This window comes from Arthrobacter sp. SO3 (assembly GCF_020532825.1).
In the GTDB taxonomy this organism is placed as follows: Bacteria; Actinomycetota; Actinomycetes; order Actinomycetales; family Micrococcaceae; genus Arthrobacter.
Genome location: NZ_MQTS01000042.1, coordinates 34653 through 57195, shown reverse-complemented (window position 1 = coordinate 57195; position 22543 = coordinate 34653). Strand labels below are relative to the sequence as shown.

General features: G+C 67.5%; 19 protein-coding genes. 8 read left to right on the top strand and 11 right to left on the bottom strand.

Annotated elements, in window-relative coordinates; genetic code table 11:
• Positions 1-179 precede the first annotated feature (179 nt).
• Positions 180-1997 (bottom strand): aspartate--tRNA ligase, encoded by a 1818-nt coding sequence (aspS, locus tag BJQ90_RS05055; RefSeq protein WP_226759210.1) that lies wholly within the window; start codon positions 1995-1997, stop codon positions 180-182.
• Between the two features lie 107 nt (positions 1998-2104).
• Between aspS and BJQ90_RS05050 the strand changes: the two genes are divergently transcribed.
• Entirely contained in the window at positions 2105-3397 is a 1293-nt protein-coding gene (locus tag BJQ90_RS05050; protein WP_226759209.1) for an APC family permease, read from the top strand.
• On the opposite strand, the gene hisS is transcribed toward BJQ90_RS05050, so the two are convergent.
• On the bottom strand, positions 3394-4764 hold the full coding sequence (hisS, locus tag BJQ90_RS05045; RefSeq protein ID WP_226759208.1) for a histidine--tRNA ligase: 1371 nt from the start codon (positions 4762-4764) through the stop codon (positions 3394-3396). The genes BJQ90_RS05050 and hisS overlap by 4 nt on opposite strands.
• A gap of 257 nt (positions 4765-5021) precedes the next feature.
• On the opposite strand from hisS, the gene BJQ90_RS05040 reads away from it, so the two are divergent.
• The 3 genes from BJQ90_RS05040 to BJQ90_RS05030 all read left to right on the top strand — a co-directional run bounded on the left by BJQ90_RS05040 (position 5022) and on the right by BJQ90_RS05030 (position 8252).
• Positions 5022-5834, top strand: coding sequence for a peptidylprolyl isomerase (locus tag BJQ90_RS05040; protein ID WP_226759207.1), 813 nt, complete (start codon positions 5022-5024; stop codon positions 5832-5834).
• A gap of 61 nt (positions 5835-5895) precedes the next feature.
• Positions 5896-7539 carry a DUF349 domain-containing protein gene (locus BJQ90_RS05035; protein WP_226759206.1) on the top strand — a complete coding sequence of 548 codons (1644 nt, stop codon included), beginning with the start codon at positions 5896-5898 and terminating at the stop codon, positions 7537-7539.
• A gap of 107 nt (positions 7540-7646) precedes the next feature.
• Positions 7647-8252, top strand: a complete 606-nt coding sequence (locus BJQ90_RS05030) for a hypothetical protein (RefSeq protein ID WP_226759205.1) — start codon at positions 7647-7649, stop codon at positions 8250-8252.
• Between the two features lie 36 nt (positions 8253-8288).
• On the opposite strand, the gene BJQ90_RS05025 is transcribed toward BJQ90_RS05030, so the two are convergent.
• The 9 genes from BJQ90_RS05025 to pdxT all read right to left on the bottom strand — a co-directional run bounded on the left by BJQ90_RS05025 (position 8289) and on the right by pdxT (position 18294).
• Positions 8289-10682 (bottom strand): RelA/SpoT family protein, encoded by a 2394-nt coding sequence (locus BJQ90_RS05025; protein WP_413463640.1) that lies wholly within the window; start codon positions 10680-10682, stop codon positions 8289-8291.
• Positions 10683-10855: 173 nt separating this feature from the next.
• Entirely contained in the window at positions 10856-11878 is a 1023-nt protein-coding gene (gene secF, locus BJQ90_RS05020) for a protein translocase subunit SecF (RefSeq protein WP_226759204.1), read from the bottom strand.
• The gene (secD, locus tag BJQ90_RS05015) at positions 11879-13645 is read right to left on the bottom strand and encodes a protein translocase subunit SecD (protein ID WP_226759203.1); all 1767 of its coding nucleotides are present in this window, start codon (positions 13643-13645) and stop codon (positions 11879-11881) included.
• 106 nt (positions 13646-13751) lie between these two features.
• Positions 13752-14159, bottom strand: a complete 408-nt coding sequence (gene yajC, locus BJQ90_RS05010; protein WP_226759215.1) for a preprotein translocase subunit YajC — start codon at positions 14157-14159, stop codon at positions 13752-13754.
• Between the two features lie 239 nt (positions 14160-14398).
• A complete protein-coding gene (gene ruvB, locus BJQ90_RS05005; RefSeq protein ID WP_226759202.1) occupies positions 14399-15511 on the bottom strand; it encodes a Holliday junction branch migration DNA helicase RuvB in 1113 nt (370 codons plus the stop codon).
• Positions 15504-16151: a Holliday junction branch migration protein RuvA gene (ruvA, locus tag BJQ90_RS05000; RefSeq protein ID WP_226759201.1), complete on the bottom strand. Its 648-nt coding sequence runs from the start codon at positions 16149-16151 to the stop codon at positions 15504-15506. The genes ruvB and ruvA overlap by 8 nt, the downstream gene beginning before the upstream one ends.
• 107 nt (positions 16152-16258) lie before the next feature.
• The gene (gene ruvC, locus BJQ90_RS04995) at positions 16259-16837 is read right to left on the bottom strand and encodes a crossover junction endodeoxyribonuclease RuvC (protein WP_226759200.1); all 579 of its coding nucleotides are present in this window, start codon (positions 16835-16837) and stop codon (positions 16259-16261) included.
• Complete coding sequence (locus BJQ90_RS04990) at positions 16834-17589, bottom strand: YebC/PmpR family DNA-binding transcriptional regulator (protein WP_226759199.1); 756 nt, start codon at positions 17587-17589, stop codon at positions 16834-16836. Before BJQ90_RS04990 ends, ruvC begins: the two co-directional genes overlap by 4 nt.
• A 3-nt stretch (positions 17590-17592) precedes the next feature.
• Positions 17593-18294: a pyridoxal 5'-phosphate synthase glutaminase subunit PdxT gene (gene pdxT / locus BJQ90_RS04985; RefSeq protein WP_226759198.1), complete on the bottom strand. Its 702-nt coding sequence runs from the start codon at positions 18292-18294 to the stop codon at positions 17593-17595.
• A 92-nt stretch (positions 18295-18386) separates the two neighbouring features.
• Between pdxT and BJQ90_RS04980 the strand changes: the two genes are divergently transcribed.
• From BJQ90_RS04980 to BJQ90_RS04965, 4 genes are all read left to right on the top strand, one after another.
• A complete protein-coding gene (locus tag BJQ90_RS04980) occupies positions 18387-19691 on the top strand; it encodes a Mur ligase family protein (RefSeq protein ID WP_226759197.1) in 1305 nt (434 codons plus the stop codon).
• The gene (locus tag BJQ90_RS04975; RefSeq protein WP_226759196.1) at positions 19688-20512 is read left to right on the top strand and encodes a type 1 glutamine amidotransferase; all 825 of its coding nucleotides are present in this window, start codon (positions 19688-19690) and stop codon (positions 20510-20512) included. Before BJQ90_RS04980 ends, BJQ90_RS04975 begins: the two co-directional genes overlap by 4 nt.
• A 96-nt stretch (positions 20513-20608) precedes the next feature.
• A complete protein-coding gene (locus tag BJQ90_RS04970) occupies positions 20609-21709 on the top strand; it encodes a glycosyltransferase family 4 protein (protein ID WP_226759195.1) in 1101 nt (366 codons plus the stop codon).
• On the top strand, positions 21706-22542 hold the full coding sequence (locus BJQ90_RS04965; RefSeq protein WP_226759194.1) for a class I SAM-dependent methyltransferase: 837 nt from the start codon (positions 21706-21708) through the stop codon (positions 22540-22542). Before BJQ90_RS04970 ends, BJQ90_RS04965 begins: the two co-directional genes overlap by 4 nt.
• The last annotated feature ends 1 nt before the right edge of the window (position 22543 follow it).

Genomic DNA, 22543 nt, shown 5'->3' with positions numbered 1-22543 from the left:
CGGCGGCTGGCCACGCGGCATCCATCAATGCCTCCAGCCCGGCCATCGATTCCGGTTCCATGCAGCCCCTCCTGTCGCGCCCATCTTCAGCCCTTCACCGCCACGTCCGCCGCAGCCGATGCCGGGACACCAAAGGCTCCCCGGTTTCCCGGAGAGCCTTTGCGGCCGATCAGGTCAGGCTATTTGGTGCCGTCCTCGGACTTCTTGACGTCTCCCGCCTTCGGTGCGGCCGCCTTCGCGGCGTCCGGCTTAAAGTCCACGCCGGCTTCCTTGCGCTGCTGCGCCGTGATCGGGGCAGGCGCCTGGGTCAGCGGGTCGTAGCCGCCGCCGGACTTCGGGAACGCGATGACGTCGCGGATGGACTCGACACCGGCCAGCAGCGCGACCACCCGGTCCCAGCCGAACGCGATGCCGCCGTGCGGCGGCGCGCCGAACTTGAAGCCCTCCAGCAGGAAGCCGAACTTCGTCTGCGCGTCCGCCTTGTCCAGGCCCATCAGCTCGAAGACCCGTTCCTGGACATCGCTCTGGTGGATACGGATCGAGCCGCCGCCGATTTCGTTGCCGTTGCAGACGATGTCGTAGGCGTAGGACAGCGCCGACTCGGGATCCTTGTCGAAGCTGTCCATGAATTCGGGCTTGGGCGAGGTGAAAGCGTGGTGCACGGCGGTCCACTGCCCGGCGCCGACGGCGACGTCGCCGGACGCGACGGCGGCAGCCGCGGGTTCGAACATCGGGGCGTCAACCACCCAGCAGAAGGCCCAGTCGCTCGGGTTGATGAGGCCGGTGCGGTGGCCGATCTCCACGCGGGCGGCACCCAGCAGGGCGCGGGACGGCGTTTTCTCGCCGGCGGCGAAGAAGATGCAGTCGCCAGGCTTGGCGCCGACGGCCCCGGCGAGGCCCGCGCGTTCGGTGTCGGTGAGGTTCTTGGCTACCGGGCCGGTGAGTTCACCGTCCTCCTTGAAGAGGACGTAGGCCAGGCCCCTGGCGCCGCGCTGCTTGGCCCATTCCTGCCAGGCATCGAGGGCGCGGCGGGCCTGGGAGGCTCCGCCCGGCATCACGACGGCGCCGACGTAGGGTGCCTTGAAGACGCCGAAGTTGGTGTCCTTGAAGAACTCGGTGAGCTCGGTGAGCTCCAGGCCGAAGCGCAGGTCCGGCTTGTCCGAGCCGTAGCGGGCCATCGCGTCGTGGTAGGTGATGCGCTGGATCGGTGTCGGGATCTCGACGTCGATCAGCTTCCACAGTGCCTTGACGATGCTTTCGCCGAGCCGGATGATGTCGTCCTGCTCGACGAAGCTGGCTTCGATGTCGAGCTGGGTGAACTCCGGCTGGCGGTCCGCGCGGAAGTCCTCGTCGCGGTAGCAGCGGGCGATCTGGTAATACTTTTCGAAGCCGCCGACCTGCAGGAGTTGCTTGAACAGCTGCGGGGACTGCGGCAGCGCATACCAGGAACCCGGGGCGAGGCGTGCGGGGACGACGAAGTCGCGGGCGCCCTCCGGCGTCGAACGCGTCAGCGTCGGGGTTTCGATCTCAACGTAGCCGACCTGGTGCAGCAGTTCGCGGGCCACGCGGTTGGCCTCGGAACGCAGGCGCATGTTCCGGGCGGGGCCGGGGCGGCGCAGATCCAGGTAGCGGTGCTTGAGGCGGGCTTCCTCGCCGACCTCAACGTGCTCGTCGATCTGGAAGGGCAGCGGCTCGGAGGTGTTGAGGATGGTGACGTTCTCGGCCATAACCTCGATCTCGCCGGTGGCCAGCGCGGGGTTCTCATTGCCCTCGGGGCGCCGGAAAACGGTGCCGGTAACCTGCAGCACGTACTCGTTGCGCAGGCCATGGAAGACTTCCTCTTCACGGACCACGACCTGGGCCACACCCGTTGCGTCGCGCAGGTCAACGAAGGCGACACCACCGTGGTCGCGACGCCGGCCGACCCAGCCGGCGAGGGTTACGGTTTGTCCAATGTGCTCGGAACGAAGGGATCCGAGGTCATGTGTGCGCAGCACAGCACGCCTTTCTGAAGAAGACAGAGGGAAATCAAAACTCATGTTCAATAGGATCGCTACAGGAACGATCCCGTTCGAGTTTACCCGTTGGAAAGGCACCTCCCGCCATGGCAAGCCGGCCCCAGAGCACGCCGTCCCCTGACCGGTCCACCCCCCAGCGGCTGCAGCGCCGGCTGGGCGTTCTCGATTCGACCGCGATCGGGCTCGGCTCCATGCTGGGCGCCGGCGTCTTTGTGGTCTTCGCGCCAGCCGCTGCGCTGGCGGGATCCCTGCTGGCCGTCGCGGTGGCCCTGGCCGGGGTGATCGCGTACTGCAACGCGGTGGCCTCCGCGCAGCTGGCCGCCATCTACCCCTCCAGCGGCGGAACCTACGTCTACGGGCGGAACACGCTGGGCGAATGGCCGGGCTTCATTGCGGGCTGGGGGTTCGTGACCGGCAAGACGGCGTCCTGCGCGGCGATGGCGCTGACGTTCGGCCATTATGTGGCGCCGCAGTTCGCGACGCCGCTGGCGGTGGCCGCCGTTGTGGTCCTGACCGGGGTGAACCTGCTCGGGATCACCCGGACGGCACTGCTCACCCGCATCCTGCTGGGTGTGGTCCTCGCCACCCTGGCCTTTGTGGCCGCCGCCGCGGTTCTGGGGCCACATGCTCCATCTGACGGTGGCGCCGGCGCGGCGGCGGGCGGCTGGGGCGTGCTTCCCGCAGCCGGGCTGATGTTCTTTGCCTTTGCCGGCTACGCCCGGATCGCCACCCTGGGCGAGGAGGTCAAGGACCCCACGCGCACCATCCCGCGGGCCATTTTCGCGGCGCTGGCCGCCGCCTTCGTGATCTACCTCGGGCTGGCGCTGCTGCTGCAGTGGCAGCTCCCGGCGCAGCAACTGGCCGGGTCGACGGCGCCGTTGCTCGACGCCGTCGCCAGCTCGGAGCTCAGTGCCGGCGCCCCGTTCGTCCAGGCCGGCGCTGCTGCCGCGTGTCTGGGCGCCCTGCTGGCGCTGATCACGGGAGTGGGCCGGACTGCCATGGCGATGGCGCGGGAACGGGACCTGCCGTCCCCGCTGGCCAGGGTGGGCGGCGCCCACACCGTTCCGTACCTTGCCGAACTGGCCGTCGCCGCCGCCGTGATCGTGCTGCTGCTGACCACCAACGTGCTGACGGTCGTGGGCTTTTCCAGCTTCGGCGTGCTGATCTATTACTCCGTGACCAACGCCGCTGCCTTCACCCTGCCCACGCGTCCCCGGCATGCGCCCCGCTGGCTCAATGTGCTGGGATTCCTCGGCTGCCTGCTCCTGGCCGTCACCCTGCCGCCCGCCTCGGTGCTGGGCATGGCGGCGGTGCTGGCCGTGGGCCTGGCCGGACGGTTCCTTGTGCTGCGGCGGCGGCTGCGGAAAGCCGCCGCTTAGGCCTTCAGGACCCGGACGTGCAGGTCCTCCGCTGCCGGAGCCCAGGTGGCCGGATCGGCGTCGACCTGCTCGCCGGAGCGGATGTCCTTGACCTGGTGCTTGCCGTCGTCGTCAGTGAACCAGACAAACGGGATGCCGCGGCGGTCGGCGAATTTGATCTGCTTGCCGAATTTCTCGGCCTTTGCCGCGACCTCGGTGGCGATCCCGCGGCTGCGCAGCCCCGCGGCGACGTCCTGCGCCGCGCCCCAGCTGTCGTCGCTGTTGAGCGCGACCAGCACGGCTGTCGGCACGGACCGGGTTGCCGTGGCGAGGTCCTGGCTGAGGATCCTGGAGACGAGCCGGGTCACACCGATGGAGAGGCCGACCCCCGGGAACTTGCGGTTGCCCTTGCTGGCGAGGGCGTCGTAGCGGCCGCCGGAGCAGATGGAGCCGAGCTGTTCGTGCCCGACCAGGACGGTTTCCACCACGGTGCCCGTGTAGTAGTCCAGCCCGCGCGCGATGCTGAGGTCCGCGACGACCTTGCCCGGTGCCCGCTGGACGGCGGCCGCGATGACCTGCTCCAGTTCGGTCAAACCCTCCTCGAGCAGCTCGTTGCTGACCCCCAGGGCGCGGACCTGCGCCACGAAGGTGGTGTCCTGGGTGCGGATCGAGGCGAGCTTAAGGGCGGACTGCGCCTGCTCCTCGGTGGCGCCGAGCTCGGATTTGAGCAGTTCGGCCACCTTGGCGGGGCCGATCTTCTCCAGTTTGTCGATGCTGCGCAGCACTCCGGCGGTGTCGGTGAGCCCGATGCCGTTGTAGAAACCCTCGGCCAGTTTGCGGTTGTTGATCCGAAGCAGGAAGTCAGGAATCGGCAGGGCGCTGAGGGCCTCGGCGATGACCAGCGCGATCTCGACGTCGTACCGGAACGGCAGCTCGCCGTCGCCCACGATGTCGATATCCGCCTGGGTGAACTCGCGGGCCCGGCCTTCCTGCGGACGCTCGCCGCGCCAGACTTTCTGGATCTGGTAGCGGCGGAACGGGAAGGCGAGATACCCGGCGTTTTCGACGACGTACCGGGCGAACGGCACGGTGAGGTCGAAGTGCAGGGCCAGGGCGTGCGGATCGCCCTTGTGCGACGCGGCGCTCTCCGTGTTTGTCGCGGCGGCGCCGGCGCCGTCGTCGTCCTGCAGCCGGCTCAGCCCGTAGACCTCTTTGTCGATCTCACCCTTGCGCAGCAGCTGCCCGACTGTCTCCACGGCCCGGGTCTCAATGGAGGAAAAGCCGTGGAGTTCGAAGACCCGGCGCAGCGTGTCCAGCACATGCAGCTCCACCAGCCGCTCCTCGGGAAGCCACTCGGGGAATCCGGACAGGGAGGCGGTGCGTGCCATGGTGGATTTTCTCCTCAGGTAAAACCGGCCGGAGTCTCCTGCGCCGCGTCGGGCCGAACCGGGGCGTCCGAAACGGGACCAGATGGGCTGCAGACAGGCCGGTCATGCATAAACTGTGTGCGGCAGTCAGTTTATGCTTTCCGCGCCCGCATCTTCTAATGCGGGCGCGTATGGCCGGATTGCCGGCAGCTTGACCGCTGAACCCGCGACGACGCCCTGGCGCTGTCCCGGTTTCGGCCCGACACCCAGGAGGACTTTTGGCGGCCAGTTCACGGAGCGCCCGCGAAGCCAAGCGGCGCGTCCAGCAAATGGAGGCTAAGCGCGAGCTGCGCAAGGAGCAGGACCATCGCCGGAAGCGTGACAACGTCCTCGCCGTTGGCGCCGGAACGGCCGCGGTCGCCGTTGCGCTGGTGCTGCAGCTGACGGTCTTCTCCTCCAATCCAACCGAGGCCGAATACGCTGCCGCCCAGGCCGGGCTCACCACCCCGTCCGCCACGCCGGAAGCCACGCCGTCGGCCTCCCCCAGCAACGCCGACAACATCCCGAAGCCTGAAACGGCCGCCGGCCAGACCTTCACCGGCGAGCTCAAGCTCAACAGCGGCACGCTCGGCGTCGAACTGGACGGCACCAAGGCACCCCAGGCGGCCGCCGTCTTCAAGTCCCTTGCGGACCAGAATTTCTACGCCGGGCTGAACTGCCACCGGCTCACCACGGCCGAGGCGTTCGGCGTGCTGCAGTGCGGCTCCAAGGCCGGCGACGGCAGCAGCGATCCGAGCTACACCTGGGGCCCGCTGGAGAACACTCCCCCGGACAACAAGTACCCGGCCGGGACCATCGCCGTCGCCAGAAGCGGCGGAAACGCCTACGGCAACGGCACCCAGTTCTTCATCGTGTACAAGGACACCGTCATTCCGGCCGATGCCGCAGGCGGCTACACCGTGGTGGGGAAGGTGACGTCCGGCCTGGATGTGGTGGAAAATATTGCGGCCGCCGGACTAAAACCCGGTGATAACGCCACAGACGGCGCCCCCGCGGAACCAGTCACGATAGACTCGTTCTCTCTGAAGTAACCAGCCGTTGCCCTCTGGGCCACGGCCCCGGTATTTCCCTCCAAGCGAAAGACTTCTAGCGGTGACAGACAGTCAGAAATCCGACGAAACAGTGTCAGCAGCAGCTGCCAACGAAACCGAAGCTGAGGCTTCGGTGACAGCGCAGGCGACCGACACTCCCACCAACACGGCGCCAGAGACGGCAACCGGGCCGGACGCGGAGGCCACTGCGGCCGATGCCGCGGCTCCCGCCGGCGAGACCGCAGCGGAGGCTCCGGCCGACGCCGGGGCCAGCAGCGAGGCTCCCGCCGAGGAGACCGCAGCGGCGGCTGCCGCCGAGGCTCCGGCCGCACCCGAGGCTCCCGCCGCCGCTCGCCCCGCGCCGTCACCGGCAGCCTTCGCTGCCCGGCCGAAGGCCAAGCCCTCACCGGCAGCTCCGGCCGCCGCGCCGGCGTCGGTGTCCTCCGCAGCCTCGCTGGCCGAAGCCGCACGCTGGGGCCGTGTTGAAGGCGACGGCCACGTGTTCCTGACCGTCGATGCCGAGGAACACACTGTCGGCCAGTACCCGGGTGTCAGCGATGACGAGGCCCTGGGCTACTTCGCCCGGAAGTACGACGACGTCACCGCCCAGATTCTCCTGCTGGAACAGCGCGTCAGCTCCAAGGCACCCAGCACGGACATGCAGAAGACCGTCACGCACCTGCGCGAGCAGCTGGCCGAGCGCAACATGGTGGGCGACATCCGCTCCGCCGAGGCCCGCCTGGACACTCTCGCGACGCAGATCTCCGATCTCGAAAAGGCCGAGAAGGCCGAACACGACGCAGTCCGCGCTGCCGAGCTGGCCGCCCGCGAGGCCATCGTCGCCGAGGCCGAGGAGATCGCAGGCCACGACCCGGCCCAGATCCAGTGGAAGACCTCCAGCGCCCGGATGAACGAACTGTTCGAGAGCTGGAAGACCGCGCAGAAGAGCGGCGTCCGGCTCGGCCGCAGCAACGAGGACGCCCTCTGGAAGCGCTTCCGTGCCGCCCGTACGGTCTTTGACCGCCACCGCCGCGCGTACTTCTCCCAGCTGGACAGCACCAACTCGGCAGCCAAGGCTGTCAAGGAGAAGCTGATCGCCGAGGCGGAAGAACTGTCCTCCTCGACCGACTGGGGTTTTGCCGCCGGCGAATACCGCCGCCTGATGGACGAGTGGAAGGCCTCACCGCGCGCCAGCCGCAAGGACGACGACGCCCTCTGGGCACGGTTCCGTGCCGCCCAGGACGTCTTCTTCACCCACCGGCAGGCAGCCAACGACGAAATCGACCAGGAATACGGCGCCAACCTCGTGGTGAAGGAAGCCCTGCTGGCGGAAGCCAGCGAGCTCCTCCCGATCAAGGACCTCGCCGCCACCAAGAAGGCGCTCCAGTCCATCCGCGACCGCTGGGAAGAGGCCGGCAAGGTTCCCCGCGCTGACATGGCACGGGTTGAAGCCGGGCTGCGGAAGGTCGAGGACGCCGTCCGCCACGCCGAAGACGAGAACTGGAAGCGGTCCAACCCGGAGACGAAAGCCCGCACCAACAGCGCGCTGACGCAGCTGGAATCGGCCATCGCCGGGCTCCGGGATGACCTCGCCAAGGCCGAGAAGGCCGGCGACGAGCGCAAAATCAAGGCCGCCAAGGAAGCCCTCGAGGCCCGCGAGGCATGGCTGGAACAGCTGGAGAAGTCAGCGAGCGAGCTTTCCTAGCCGCCATCCAATAGGCAGCGAACTGCTTGACCCAGGCCCCGTACCGGTTATCCACATGACCGGCACGGGGCCTGTTGGCTTTTCCACGGACCGGACACTATGGCCGTATGGTCATTGTTCCAGGCCCCGCCGCGCCGGACCCGCCGCCACCAGAGCTGTACTCCCCCGGGGCACTTTTCTCCTGGCCCGAGCTTCAGGCGATGGCGTCCGACGGCGTGCTGACGCAGCTCTCCCAGCAGGGCTACCTGACTCCCGGAACACGGCCCACACCGCAGCTCCGGGCCCGGGCAGCGTCCATCCTCATTCGTCCGGCCATCCGCCAGCGGGTTGTCGCGGGCAGGATGACGGCGGCCTGGATCTACGGCTGCGCCGCCGAACCGGACCGGCTCGCGCTGCTCGTGGATGCCAGCCGGCGGATTTCCAGTCTCAGGTCCACCCGTGGCTGCACCCTGCACGAGGTGCGCCTGGGTCCGTACGATGTCGTGAGCCTGGGCGGGCTGATGGTCTCCAGCCCGCTGCGGACCTCAGTGGACATCGCCCTGCATGTGGACCCCGAACGGGCCGTGCCGGCGCTGCGGTCCCTCCTGGCCAGGCCCGAACTGGGCCTGCGCCTCCGGCTACTTATGCTCGCTGTGGAGGCTGCTCCAAGGATGCCGCACAAGAGGGCAGCCCTGGCGAAACTTGAACGCGTGCAGGCCGGCCCGGCACCCTGAGGACGGGCCCCGCGGACGGCCCGGCGGCAGCTGACGTCAGCTGCGCCGCCGGTTGCCGGTGGTGCGGTAAACGTCGAAGACCCCGTCGATGCGGCGGACAGCGCTCAGGACGTGGCTCAGGTACTTGGGGTCGCCCATTTCGAAGGCGAACTTGGAGATGGCCACCCGGTCCGTGGAGGTGTGCACACTGGCCGCCAGAATGTTCACGTGGTTCTCCGACAGGATCCGGGTCACGTCCGAGAGCAGGGACTTGCGGTCGAGTGCTTCGACCTGGATTTCGACCAGGAACACGCTCGACTGGGTGGGTGCCCATTCGACTTCGACAATCCGGTCCGGCTGCTCCCGCAGTCCGCTGACGTTGGTGCAGTCCGTCCGGTGCACGGAGACGCCGGAGCCGCGGGTGACGAAGCCCAGGATCGGATCAGGCGGCACCGGGGTGCAGCAGCGGGCCAGCTTGACCCAGACGTCGCCCACGCCGCGCACCACGACACCGGAATCGGAGTACCGGGTTTTGGTGACCTGGGTCGGGATGGAGACCTCGCTGAGGTCGTCCTCGGGGGTGTCATTGCCGCCCAGGCTCTCCACAAGGCGTTCCATGACGGACTGGGCGGAGGTATGGCCGTCACCGACGCCGGCGTAGAGGCCGGAGATGTCGACGTATTTGAAGTCCTCGGCTATCGCGGCGAGGGCGTCGTGCGTCATCAGGCGCTGCAGCGGGAGGTTCTGCTTGCGCATCGCCTTGGTCAGCAGCTCCTTGCCGCGGTCGATCGACTCCTCGCGGCGTTCCTTACTGAACCATTGCCTGATCTTGTTGCGGGCGCGGGCACTCTTGACGAAGTGCTGCCAGTCCTGGCTGGGGCCGGCACCTTCAGCCTTGGAGGTGAAGATCTCCACCCAGTCGCCGTGGTTCAGTTCGCTGTTGAGCGGGACCAGCTTGCCGTTGACGCGCGCACCGATGGTCCGGTGGCCCACCTCGGTGTGGACCGCATAGGCGAAGTCCACGGGCGTGGAGCCGGCGGGAAGGGCCATGACCTCGCCCTTCGGAGTGAAGACGAAGACTTCGCGGGCGTTGATTTCAAAGCGCAGCGAGTCGAGGAACTCACCCGGGTCCGAGGTTTCCTGCTGCCAGTCCACCAGGGACCGGAGCCAGCCCATGTCGCCGTCGCGCGGGCTTCCCGGGCCGGCCGCCGTACGGTTCGGCTGGTCCTTGTACTTCCAGTGCGCGGCGACGCCGTATTCGGCGCGGCGGTGCATCTCATGGGTGCGGATCTGGATCTCCACGGGTTTGCCGCCCGGGCCGATCACCGTGGTGTGCAGGGACTGGTACATGTTGAATTTGGGCATCGCTATGTAGTCCTTGAACCGCCCCGGGAGGGGGTTCCAGCGCGAATGCATGGCGCCCAGTGCCGCGTAACAGTCCCGGACGGAGTCGACCAGGACCCGGACGCCCATCAGGTCGTTGATGTCGTCGAAGTCCTTGTCCCGGACGATCATTTTTTGGTAGATGGAGTAGTAGTGCTTTGGCCGGCCCGTGATGGTGGCCTTGATCTTGGCCGCGCGCAGGTCCTCGGTGATCTGGTCGCGGATGACGGAGAGGTTCTTTTCGCGCTCGGGCGTCCGGTCCCCCACCATCCGCACGATTTCCTCGTAAACCTTCGGGTACAGGGCCGCGAAGGAGAGGTCTTCCAGTTCCCACTTAATGGTGTTCATGCCGAGCCGGTGCGCCAGCGGGGCGAAGATTTCCAGGGTTTCCCGGGCCTTGCGTGCCGAGGACTCGGCCGAGACGAAACGCCACGTCCTGGCGTTGTGCAGCCGGTCGGCCAGCTTGATCATGAGGACCCGAATGTCCTTGGCCATGGCAACAACCATCTTGCGCACGGTCTCCGACTGCGCGGCCTCGCCGAAACTGACCTTGTCCAGTTTGGTGACCCCGTCAACCAGCATGGCGACTTCCGGCCCGAAGTCGGCCTTCAGGTCATCCAGGGTGTAGGAAGTGTCCTCGACGGTGTCGTGCAGGAGCGCCGCGGCCAGGGTGGTCCCGCTGAGACCCAGCTCGGCCAGGATGGTGGCCACCGCGACCGGGTGGGTGATGTAGGGATCGCCGCTCTTGCGCTTCTGGCCGCGGTGGCAGGTCTCCGCCACAACGAAGGCGCGCTGGATGAGGTCGAAGTCCTCTTTGGGGTTGTTGGCGCGTACGGTGCGCAGCAGAGGCTCGAGAATGGGGGAATACGCGGGGGCGCCGCGCCCGGTCAGCCGGGCAAGCCGGGAGCGGGTGCGCTCACGCCGGCCGGGGAAAGTCGGGCGTGCTCCGGAGCTGTCCACGGGGACCGGCGGTTCGGCGCGTCCCGGAGCCACCACACCAGTCTGTGAACCCTGGCCTGCGGCCTTATCCACCGGCGCTGCTGGCACCGGCGTCGAACGTTCTTCCAATGGAGCACCTCTCCGAACCCGTTAATTCTTCCAGTGTATTCCCGCGGCAGGATACATCGATAACCGGCGGCGATACGGCGACGGGCCGGAGAGCGTCAGGAATGACGTTCTCCGGCCCGTTGGGGCCGCCGGGTGGCATCCCGGCGCTGAGCTGTCCGGCTGGACCGCTGCGGCTAGGCCGTGGCGGACGCCGCCGCAGCGTCGGTCCTGGCGGCAGCCTGGGTCCGGCGCTGGTGCACACGCTGGGCCTGCTTGACCAGTTCCGGCTCGCCCTGCCGCAGCCAGGCGTAGAGCGGTGCAGCGATGAAGATCGTGGCCGCTGTGCCGATCAGGATCCCCACAAACAAGGCCAGCGAGAGGTCCCGCAGCGTTCCGGCGCCCAGCAGCCCGGCGCCAATGAACAGGATGGCACCCACCGGGAGGATGGCCACCATCATGGTGTTGATGGAGCGGACCAGGGTCTGGTTGACAGCGAGGTTGACTTCCTCGCCGAAGGTCCGCCGGGTGGAGGCCTGCAGGTCCGAGGTGTTCTCGCGGATCTTGTCGAAGACCACCACGGTGTCGTACAGCGAATAGCTCAGCACGGTCAGGAAGCCGATGATGGCCGAGGGCGTGACTTCGAAATCGCTGAGGGCGTACACGCCGGCCGTGATGAACATCGTCACGAGCATTCCCACGAGTGCCGAGAGGGACATCTTCCAGGTCCGGAAGTACAGCGCCATCAACACGGCGGCGAGTCCGACGAAGATCGCCAGGCCCAGCAGTGCCTGCTTGGTGACGTCAGCACCCCAGGTGGGGCCGACGAACGTGGACGTCACCTCGTTCTCGGTCACGCCGTAGGCGTTGGTGAGGCCTTCCTTGATCTGCAGCGTCTCATCGTCGGAGAGCTTGTCCGTCTGGATGCGCATGGTGTTGCCGGCGACGTTGGCCACCCGCGGAATGCTGCCGGGAACGACGTCCGTGACGGCTTTCTCGCCGATGGCAGCGTCGGTGGTTTTCACGTTGGAGACGGTGAACTCCGAGCCGCCACGGAATTCGATGCCGAGGTTGAACCCGCCTTTGGCGACGGGCAGCAGGATCGACAGCGCAACGAGGACGGCTGCGATCAGGAACCAGATCTTCTTGGATTCCACGAAGTCGTACGAGCGCTTGCCCGTGTAGAGTTCATTGCCGAATTTGGCGAAGCCGCTGGCCATTTAGTTGCCCTCCTTGGACGTGCTCTTGGAGGAACCAGCAAGCTGTTCCTGTCGTTCCGCGAGGCGTCGTTCTGCAATGGTCATCCGGCGTTCGGCCTCAGCCGTGGCGCCGGTGTTCTTGGCGCGGAGCGCGGCAGCAGCTGCCGGCTTGTCCGCAGGAGTGCGGAGCCGGCCCGCGCCCCGGTACAGGGGAACGGCGCCGAGGCTCTTCGGATCCAGTCCCGAGAACCGGTGGCCCTCCCCGAAGAATCTGGTCTTGGCCAGCATCTGCAGGGTCGGGTGGGTGAACATAAAGACGACGATGAGGTCGGCGATGGCCGTCAGGCCGAGGGTGAAGGCGAAGCCGCGGACGTTGCCCACTGCCACGAAGTACAGCACCAGGGCGGCCAGGAGGTTGACGGCCTTGGACGCCAGGACGGTGCGCTTGGCTCGCTTCCAGCCGTTCTCGACTGCCGACACGAGGCCGCGTCCTTCACGGAGCTCATCACGGATGCGTTCGAAGTAGACGATGAACGAGTCAGCGGTCTGGCCGATGGCCACAATGATGCCTGCGACGCCGGCGAGGGACAACCGGTAGTTCTCAGTCCAGCCCAGGATACAGATGGCCAGGTACGTCAGCGCGCCGGCCACCACGAGGGAGGCGACGGTGACCAGACCCAGCGCCCGGTACTGGAACAGCGAGTACACCACCACAAGCAGCAGGCCGATCAGGCCGGCGAGCATACCCATCCGGAGCTGCTCCCCCCCGAGGGTCGCCGAAATCTGCTGTTCGCTCTGGATCTCGAAGCTGATCGGCAGGGCGCCGAAGCGCAGCTGGTCCGAGAGGGCCTTGGCCGACTTCTCGGTGAACCCGCCGGTGATCTGCGGACGGCCGTCCGTGATGACGGCGAGGGACCGCGGAGCGGAGATGACCTGGTCGTCAAGGACGATCGCGAACTGGGACTTCGGATCCGAACCGCCCTGGGCGCCGCCGGCGGCGTAGAACTGGTACAGCCGCTCGGTGACTTCCTTGAACTTGGCGGTGCCTTCCGCGTTGAACTGGATGTTCACAGCCCACTCGTTGGTCACCGCGCCCTGGGCGCCGCGCTGCAGCTGGAAGGTGGACCCCGAAATCATCGAGCCCTTGACCTCAACCGGGCCAAGGATGTATTTGATCGCCGGGGAGTTGGCGGAGGCCGGTTCGCAGGTGACCAGCGGCTTGGCCGGGTCGGAGCGTTCCTGCTTGTCCTGCGAGGGGTTGTCGCAGTCAAGCGTCTCGAACTTCTTGTAGATCTCGGGGGTAACCCAGTTGATGTCGCTGCCGTTGGTGGGCTCCGCGGTGGGCTTGGGCAGCTGGTCTTCCGGGGTCAGGGACTCCGCGGGGACGGCTGCGCCGGGCCCGGCCTGCAGGACCGGCCGGAAATTCATGTCGGCGGACGCCTGGATCAGTGCACGGGTTTCCTTAGACGGTGTGCCCGGGAGGCTGACAACGACGTTCCGTCCGGACTGCGTGCTGATTTCAGCTTCCGCAACGCCGGAACCGTCCACGCGCTGGCGGATGATCGCCACGGCCTGGTTGAGCTGGTCTTCGTTGATGTCCGAACCGCCCTCAACCTTGGGCGCCAGGATCATCTGGGTGCCGCCTTCAAGGTCCAGGGCGAGCTTGGGAGACCAGCTCGCCTGGCCGGCCATGTTGCCGCCTGCCAGGGCGGCGGTCAGGACGGCGAGGATAACGCCGAGCCAAACCAGCACCCTGAGGGCTGAGTTTTTGGGGCCAGTTCGTGCCATTGTCGATCTTTCTATTAATTACGGAGGAACCGCCGGGCGGCCCTGGCGGGCCCGCTCCGGCGGTTGCCCGCAGCCGTTACTTCGCGGGACAGCTCAAACAGGCAGACTAGCTGTCTTTCTTGCCTTCGTTGTTGAGGCGGCGCAGGGTTTCTTCGGGCGTCTCAACGCGCGGGGCTTCGCTGACCGGAGCGTCGCTGCCGGCCTTGTCGATGGTGAGCGAGGAGGCGTCGTCGGGAACGACCGTGGGCTCCTCGGCCGCGACAACCGGCTCGACGATCTTCGTGACTGCCTGGCGGTGCACGGTGGCGGTGTTGCCCGGGGAGAGTTCCAGCAGGACCTTGTTCTCGTCCTCGTCGATTTCGACGATGCGGCCGTACAGGCCAAAGCTCGTCATGACCTCAACACCGGGTGCGAACTTCGACTGGAGCTGCGACTGCTGCTGCTGGGTCTTCTTATTGCGGCGGAACATCATGAAGACGAAGACGCCAAGCATGGCGAACAACAGGATGGTCATGATGTCGATACCGCCGCCGGCCTGCGGCTGGGTCTGGGCAGAAATAAGTCCGAACACAGGGATAATTCCGTTCTGTACTTGCGTAGCTGGTTTTACAGCAACGTCGGTTTCGCTCCGGGCCGGCTGGCAGGGATTCATGCCGAGCCGACGGCGGCCAGGTGCTGGCCCGCCCATAGAAACAAAGACCCGAACGTGCCGAGCGTCATACCAGTCTAAAGGGAAAAGGTTACGGCGCGGTGCTATTGACTGTTACGGATCCATTCCGGATCAGCGTCCTGGCCCAGCCCGCCCTCCGGATCCGTGACCTCGTCGTCGACCCGGAAGAGTTCCAGCGGGTCCTGCGCGAAGATTCCGGGCGGCACTGCGAAGCCCAGGTGTGTCCAGGCAGGCGGGAGTGCGATCCTCCCCCGCGGGGTGCGTCCCAGCAGCCCCTCACGGACGAGGTACGGCTCGGCGACGGTTTCCACAGTTTCGGTCTCTTCACCGACCGCGATGGCCAGGGTGGACAGTCCCACCGGCCCTCCGCCGAACTTCATGATGAGGGCCTCGAGGACGGCACGGTCGAGCCGGTCCAGGCCGCGTTTGTCGACTTCGTACATGTCCAGCGCCGCGGAGGCGGCCCGGGCATCGATCTGCTCGATCCCGTGCACCAGCGCCCAGTCGCGGACCCGGCGCAGGAGCCGGTTGGCGATACGGGGCGTGCCGCGCGAACGCCCCGCGATCTCGCTGAACCCGGCAGAATTGACCTTGAGGTCCAGGAGCCCGGCGGACCGCCGGAGCACGAGTTCCAGTTCGGCCACGGAGTAGAACTCGAGGTGGCCGGTGAAACCGAAACGGTCCCGGAGCGGCCCGGGCAGGAGCCCGGCGCGGGTGGTGGCACCCACCAGGGTGAACGGCGGGAGTTCCAGCGGGATCGCGGTGGCACCGGCACCCTTGCCGACGACAATGTCGACCCGGAAGTCCTCCATCGCCATGTAAAGCATTTCCTCGGCAGGCCGGGACATCCGGTGGATCTCGTCGAGGAAGAGCACTTCCCCTTCGGAGAGCGAGGACAGGATCGCCGCCAGGTCCCCGGCGTGCTGGATGGCAGGTCCGCTGCTGATCCGCAGCGGGGCGTTCATCTCGGCCGCGATGATCATCGACAGTGTGGTCTTGCCCAGACCGGGAGGGCCCGAGAGCAGGACGTGGTCGGCGCTGCGGCCGCGCATGCGCGAGGCCTCCAGGACGAGAGAGAGCTGTTTGCGGACCCGGTGCTGGCCGACGAAGTCGTGCAGGTTCTTGGGCCTGAGGGCGGCCTCAATAACCCGCTCCTCCGGTTCCTCACCCCCGGCGACAATCGACGGCTCAGCCACGGGCGCCTACCCGGTTCCCGGCGCGGGCGCCATCCTGGCCCAGCCAGCGGAGGGTGGCGCGCAGGATCTCGGCGACGTTGCCCTTCTCGGCCAGTTCGGGTGAATCAGCAAGTGACTTCTCGATGCTGGATGTGGCGTCCTTCTCGGACCAGCCGAGGCTCGTCATGGCCGCAACGACCTGCGGCTTCCAGACCGCTTCGGAGGATGCTGCCGGCGCCGGGGAGCCGGCGCCGGTGCCGTGCGGCACCAGCTTTCCGGCCAGTTCGAGCACGATCCGGCCGGCGACCTTGGGGCCGATGCCCGGCACCTTGGTGAAGGCCTTGCCGTCGCCGGAGTGCGCCGCCACGCGGATCGCTTCGGGCTCGTGCACGGCCAGGACAGCCAGCGCCAGCCGGGGTCCGACGCCGCTGACGCTGAGCAGGACATCGAAGACTTCGCGTTCGTCGTCGCTGCCGAAACCGAACAGGGTCAGGGAGTCCTCGCGCACGATCAGGGAAGTGAAGAGTTTCCCCTCCTCGCCGGTGCGGAGCCTGCTGAGGGTCTGCGGCGTGGCGTTGACGCTCATGCCGGCGCCGTTGAGGTCGATCACGGCGGAGGACAGGCCGACGTGCGCTACGGTTCCGCGGAGAAAACTGATCAAAGCCGGGCTCCTGAAAATTCAGCTGAAAGATAGAACCGGGAAAGACCCGGCTATCCGAACATATCTACGAATACCCTACCAAGTTCTACTGTGGGACAGCCGGACATTCAGCGTGTACGGCGCGCTTTTGCCTCGGCATCGGCCCACGCCCGCTGCGCCGGGGTCAGGGACAGGCTCCCCGGGCCTGTCGTCGCTACGGCGGCGCCGCTCCCGGCCCGCCAGGCGTGGGTGATGGCCAGCGCGAGGGCGTCGGCGGCGTCGGCCGGCCGTGGCGGGGCGTCGAGCCGGAGGATCTTGGTCACCAGCTTGGTGACGGCATCCTTGTTGGACGTTCCGCTGCCGGTGACGGCGGCCTTGACCTCGGACGGGGTGTGCAGCGCCACCGGGATGCCGCGGCGGGCTGCGGCGGCGATCACGACGCCGGAGGCCTGGGCAACGCCCATCACGGTGCTGACGTTGAGCTGGGAGAACACGCGTTCGACCGCGAGGACGTGGGGCTCGTACCGGTCCAGCCAGTCATCGATCGAGGTGGCGATGACCAGCAGGCGCTGGTCCAGGCTTTCCTCGGGTGATGTTCCGACGACGCCGAACGCCACCATGGTGGCGCGGCGGTTCTTTTCGACGTCCACGACGCCGATCCCGCAGCGGGTGAGGCCCGGATCGACGCCGAGGACGCGAAGGGTCACTCGGCTTCCAGGGCGGCCTGCACTTCGTCGCTGAGGTCGGCGTTGCTGTAGACGTTCTGGACGTCGTCGAGTTCCTCGAGGGCGTCCACGAGCTTCATGAACTTCTTGGCGGCGTCGAGATCCAGCGGCACCTGCATGGAGGGCACAAACTCAGCCTCGTCGGTGTCATACTCCATGCCGGCGTCCTTGAGCGCATCGCGGATGGCCTGGAGGTCGGTCGGCTCGGAGTGGATCTCGAAGCTGTCGCCGTTGTCCTTGACCTCCTCGGCGCCGGCGTCGAGGACGGCCATCAGGACGTCGTCCTCGGTCAGGCCGTTTTTCGGCAGCGAGACAACGCCCTTGCGGGAGAAGAGGTAGCTGACCGATCCGGGGTCGGCGATGGTGCCGCCGTTGCGGGAGATGGCGAGCCGGACCTCGGAGGCTGCACGGTTCTTGTTGTCCGTGAGGCATTCGATCAGCAGCGCGGAGCCCTGCGGCCCGCGGCATTCGTACATGATCTCGGTGTAGTCCACGACTTCGCCGGTGAGGCCGGCACCGCGTTTGATGGCGCGGTCGATGTTGTCAGCGGGAACCGAGGTCTTCTTGGCCTTGGTGACGGCAAGTTCCAGGCCCGGGTTGCCGGCAAGGTCCGGGCCGCCCATGCGCGCGGCAACTTCGATGTTCTTGATCAGCTTGGCGAACGACTTGGCCCTGCGGCTGTCGAGGATGGCCTTCTTGTGCTTGGTCGTCGCCCATTTGGAGTGGCCTGACATGCTTTACGCTTCTCCTCTGATCATTCGAATAAACAATTCATGCACGCGCTTCTCCCCCGTCACTTCCGGGTGGAAGGAGGTGGCAAGCAGCTTGCCGGAACGCACAGCTACAATTCTAGCCGTCCCGGCCAGGGCCTCGGGGTGGGACGCCCTGGATGGTTCCACCGTGGCGAGGACCTCCACGCCGCCGCCGACGCGTTCCACCCAGGGTCCGCGGATGAAGACGGCATGGACCGGGGCCACCCCGTCCGCGGTGGCGCTGAAGTCGAGGCCCTTGAAATCGAGATCCGTCTCGAACGACTCACGCTGCCGGCCGAAGGCATTCCGGCGCACCGTGATGTCCAGCCCGCCGAACGTCTGCTGCGGGTTGCCGGCGAGGTCCTTCGCGGGGTCGGCGATCTCATCGGCGAGGAGGATCATCCCTGCGCAGGAGCCGTAGACGGGCAGCCCGTCGCGGATGCGCTGGCGCAGCGGGTCGCGGAGCCCGAACGCCCTGGACAGCTTGTCGATGGTGGTCGATTCGCCGCCGGGAATGATGAGGCCGTCGAGGCCGTCGAGTTCGGCCGGCCGGCGGACGCTGACGCCCGCGGCGCCGGCTGCTTCCATCGCGTGCAGGTGCTCCCGGAAGTCGCCCTGGAGGGCGAGGACGCCGATCCGGAGACCTGTTCCCACGCGGGAAGGAGGCACAGTAGAGGGGTTGGTCATCCGAACAGCATAATGCGCGGTTCCGTTCGACCGGGCACGCGGTGCCGCTTCACGGCGGGCTTCCATGCCGCCGCTGGGATATATTACAAAGCATGTTTTACTTCAGCGTTCCGCTCGGCAAGCTCGTCCGCCGGGTCTCCCGGCTTAGGGGCGGAGGCTCGGCCCTTCCCGGGCTCGTCGTCGAAAAGATCGACCCTGGCTTTATGCGCAGGACACTGTCGACGCTGCCGCACGGGGTCGCCGTCGTCAGCGGCACCAACGGCAAGACGACCACCACCAAGATGGTGGTGGAACTGCTCGAGAGCCAGGGGCTGAAGGTCTTCACCAACCGCACCGGCAGCAACTTCACCCGCGGCGTGGCCGCGGCGCTGCTCGGCGAGGTGGACTGGCGGGGACGGTTGACCGCGGACGTCGCCGTGCTGGAGCTGGACGAGGCCCACGCGGTGCACTTCGTCAACCAGGTTCCGCCGCGCTACTGCCTCCTGCTCAACGTCCTGCGGGACCAGCTGGACCGCTTTGGCGAGATCGACAAGACGGCGCAGCTGCTGCAGCACATCGCCTCCAAGACCACGGGGACCGTGGTGCTGAACCGCGAGGACCCGCGCGTCGCCCGGATCGCGGAAACCGTCCACGGTCCCGACGTCCTCTACTTCGGGCTCGACGACTCCCTGCTCAGCACCTTCCCGAACGACGACGAGCTGCGGGCGGCCCCCGGCAGCCCGGTACCGCCGGCTCCCGCCAGGCCGCACGCCGACGTCGTGCTGCGCCGGGTGGGTGCCGCGGACGCGGACTTTGAGTACGACGGCGTCACGGCCACCACGGCGATGAAGCTCCGCGGCGTCTACAACATCTTCAACGCCGCGGCCGCGCTGACACTGGCCCGGGCCATCGCGGTGAGGGACTCTGTCCCGGGAGAAAGCGCCGTTGCGGACAACGAGGGCCTGCTGAAGGCATTGTCCCAGGTGGCGCCGGCGTTCGGACGCGGTGAAAGCCTCGTCGTTGACGGCCTGCCGCTGGACCTGGTGCTGGTGAAAAACCCCAGCGGCTTCCGCCTCGGGCTGAAGTCCTTTCCCGCCGCGGGTTACGCCACGATGATCGCGATCAACGACAATTACGCCGACGGCCGGGACATGTCCTGGCTGTGGGACGTCGAATTCGACACCCTCCGCGAGGGCGGCGTGGACCAGCTGAGCGGCTCCCGCGCCTACGACATGGCGCTGCGCCTGCAGTATGACGACGTCCCGATCGGCGCGGTGAACACCGAGATTGCGCCCGCACTGGCCGCCTTCATCAGCGCCGCCAAGGACAAACCCAAGCGGGTCTTCTGCACCTACACAGCGATGCTGGCCATCCGCCGCGAGCTGTCCAAAATCACCACAGTGGAGGTGGTCTCATGACCCCCCAGTCCCCGGCCGGCGCGTCCGTGCCGTCCAACGACGCCGGGCACCCGCCGCTCTCCTTCGGGCACGAGCTTCCGCCGGAGGACTCCCCCGCGCCCAGCAAGGGAACCATCCGGGTCGTGCAGCTGTACCCGCGGGACATGAACATCTACGGCGACTGGGGCAACGCCCTGGTGCTGGCACAGCGGCTGCGCTGGCATGGCTACACCCCGGAGCTGCTCGAATACAACGTCGGCGACGAGTTCCCGGCGAAGGTCGACCTGATCGTTGGCGGCGGCGGACAGGACAGCGGACAGCTGGTGATCCAGGATGACCTGCTGTCGCGTGAGTCCGTCCTGAAGGAGCTGGCCGAGAATGGCACGCCCATGCTGGTGATCTGCGGCCTGTACCAGCTGTTCGGGAAGTTCTTCAAGACCCGCACGGGGTCCGTCATCCCCGGGATCGGCATCCTGGATGTGGAGACGCACGGCACCGACCAGCGGCTGATCGGCAACGTGTCCGTATCCTCCCCCGAGTTCGGCACCGTCCTCGGCTACGAGAACCACAGCGGCCAGACCACTCTCGGTCCCGGCGTTTCCGCCTTGGGCACCGCCGCCAAGGGCACCGGCAACAACAGCAACGACGGCCAGGAAGGCGCCCGCTACCGCAACATCGTGGCGAGCTACCTGCACGGTTCCCTGCTGCCCAAGAACCCGGCGCTGGCGGACTTCCTGATCCGGACCGCCGTCGAACGCAAATACGGCAGCTTTTCCCCCGGGGCCCCGGACGACTCCTACGCGATCCTCGCCCGGGAACACGCCGCCCGCCGCCCGCGCTGAGGGCCAAGGCGCGGTGTGAGGTATCCGGGTAGCATGGGTCTCGCGCGCCGCGCCCCGCGGTCTGTCGCATAACCGTCGCTCGAAATGGAGTCCGCCATGGTTGCCGATCCAGATCCCGAACTGGTTTTCGCCATCCCGGGCGACCTCTCAGCGCCCACCGGCGGCTACGCCTACGATCGCAGCCTCCTGGCGCACCTGCCTGGCTCCGGCATCCGGGTGCAGCACCTTCAGCTCCCGGGCTCGTGGCCGACTCCCACCGCAGCTGACGTTGAACACACCAGGGGCCTCCTCGGGTCGCTTCACGACCGGGCCACCGTCCTGGTGGACGGACTCGCGTTCGGCGCGTTCCCGGACACGCTGCTCGAGAGGTTGCGACAAGGGACCGGCCATCGGATCGTGGCCCTCGTCCACCACCCACTGGCACTGGAATCCGGGCTCCAGGAAGACGAACGCCGGTTGCTTGAGACAACCGAGCGCCACGCCCTGGCATGTGCAGCGCACGTGATTGCCACCAGCGCAATGACAGCCCGGACGCTGACCCGCGACTACGGCGTCCCGGCCGGAAAGATCACGGTCGCCCGTCCGGGGACACTCCCAGCGCGCCGCGCAGAAGGTTCCGGCCGCACGCGCGGGGCGGAACTGTTCTGCGTCGGATCAGTCTCCCCGCGCAAGGCCTATGGCGTCCTTGCCTCGGCACTTTCCCAGCTGACTGATCTGGACTGGCACCTCACCATCGCCGGTGAGACGCACCGGAACCCGGTCGAGCACACCCGCGTGGCAGCCCTCGTCGAGACCCACGGCCTTGCCGAGCGGGTCACATTTGCCGGTGTCCTGACGGCAGATGAACTCGACGCCGCCTACCATTCCAGCGACCTCTTCGTCATGCCCTCCCTCTATGAGGGCTACGGCATGGCATTGGCCGAGGCCATGTCCCACGGCCTGCCGATTATCTGCACCACCGGCGGGGCCGCCGCCGAGACGGTGCCGGACGAAGCGGCCGTCAAGGTCCCGCCCGGTGACCCGCTCGCCCTCGGCACCGCGCTCCGTCTGCTCATGACCGGTCCGCAGCAACTCGCCATCCTCGGGGAGCGCTCCTGGGCGGCCGGGCAGACTCTTCCGCTCTGGTCCGACACGGCCAGCCGGGTCGCTGGCGCCGTGCGCGCCGTTGCCCGGTTGCTCCCGGAGCACGCGGCATGAGCGCTTTCAGCCCGGAGTGGCTGGCACTGCGCGAACCGGCCGACCACCGGGCCCGGGATGCGGATCTGGAACAGCAGATGGCTGCCCACTTCGCGGCACGCAGTCACGTCAGCGTGGTGGATCTGGGCTGCGGTTCCGGGTCCAATCTGCGGGGCACCGCGAAGTTCCTGCCGGACCACCAGTCCTGGCGGCTGGTGGACTACGACGCGCAGCTGCTGACTTTGGCCCGGCACCGCCTGGTCGAGTGGGCTGACGACAGCCGGACCGAGGGCGCCCTCCTCCGGCTGCGCAAGGACCACAAGCACGTCAACGTCAGCTTCGTCGAGGCTGACCTCACCCGTGAGCTGGCGCAAGTGCTGACGCCGGCGCCTGATCTTGTCACGGCCGCCGCACTGTTCGACCTGGTTTCGGAGCCGTGGCTGGAGCTTTTCACGGCCGCCCTCGGCGCGGCCGGGCTGCCGCTCTACACCGTCCTGAGCTACGACGGCCGGCAGGAATGGCAGCCACCCCACCCGCAGGACGGGCGTGTGCTTCGCGCGTTCAACAGCCACCAGCAGTGGGACAAAGGCTTCGGTCCGGCTACCGGCCCGCGCGCCGCGGCTGTGCTGTCCGGGCTGCTCGAGGCGCGCGGTTACGCCGTGCACACCGCCGGCTCGCCCTGGCTGCTCGGACCGGATGATCCGGATCTCCGGCACGAACTCGCCACCGGCATCGCCGCAGCCGCTTTGGAGACACAGGAGCTGACACCGGAAGAAGTCGACGGCTGGCTGGCCGCCCGCCGGGAGCCGGGCCAGGCCGCAATCGGCCACACCGACATTTTCGCCACGCCCTAGC

Coding starts and splice junctions, on each gene's coding strand:
- BJQ90_RS04970 (WP_226759195.1), top strand. CDS start 20,609: ATGGTTGCCGATCCAGATCCCGAACTGGTTTTCGCCATCCCGGGCGAC.
- BJQ90_RS04975 (WP_226759196.1), top strand. CDS start 19,688: ATGACCCCCCAGTCCCCGGCCGGCGCGTCCGTGCCGTCCAACGACGCC.
- BJQ90_RS05030 (WP_226759205.1), top strand. CDS start 7,647: ATGGTCATTGTTCCAGGCCCCGCCGCGCCGGACCCGCCGCCACCAGAG.
- yajC (WP_226759215.1), bottom strand. CDS start 14,159: ATGACCATCCTGTTGTTCGCCATGCTTGGCGTCTTCGTCTTCATGATG.
- BJQ90_RS04990 (WP_226759199.1), bottom strand. CDS start 17,589: ATGTCAGGCCACTCCAAATGGGCGACGACCAAGCACAAGAAGGCCATC.
- BJQ90_RS04965 (WP_226759194.1), top strand. CDS start 21,706: ATGAGCGCTTTCAGCCCGGAGTGGCTGGCACTGCGCGAACCGGCCGAC.
- secF (WP_226759204.1), bottom strand. CDS start 11,878: ATGGCCAGCGGCTTCGCCAAATTCGGCAATGAACTCTACACGGGCAAG.
- hisS (WP_226759208.1), bottom strand. CDS start 4,764: ATGGCACGCACCGCCTCCCTGTCCGGATTCCCCGAGTGGCTTCCCGAG.
- BJQ90_RS04980 (WP_226759197.1), top strand. CDS start 18,387: ATGTTTTACTTCAGCGTTCCGCTCGGCAAGCTCGTCCGCCGGGTCTCC.
- secD (WP_226759203.1), bottom strand. CDS start 13,645: ATGGCACGAACTGGCCCCAAAAACTCAGCCCTCAGGGTGCTGGTTTGG.
- pdxT (WP_226759198.1), bottom strand. CDS start 18,294: ATGACCAACCCCTCTACTGTGCCTCCTTCCCGCGTGGGAACAGGTCTC.
- BJQ90_RS05050 (WP_226759209.1), top strand. CDS start 2,105: ATGGCAAGCCGGCCCCAGAGCACGCCGTCCCCTGACCGGTCCACCCCC.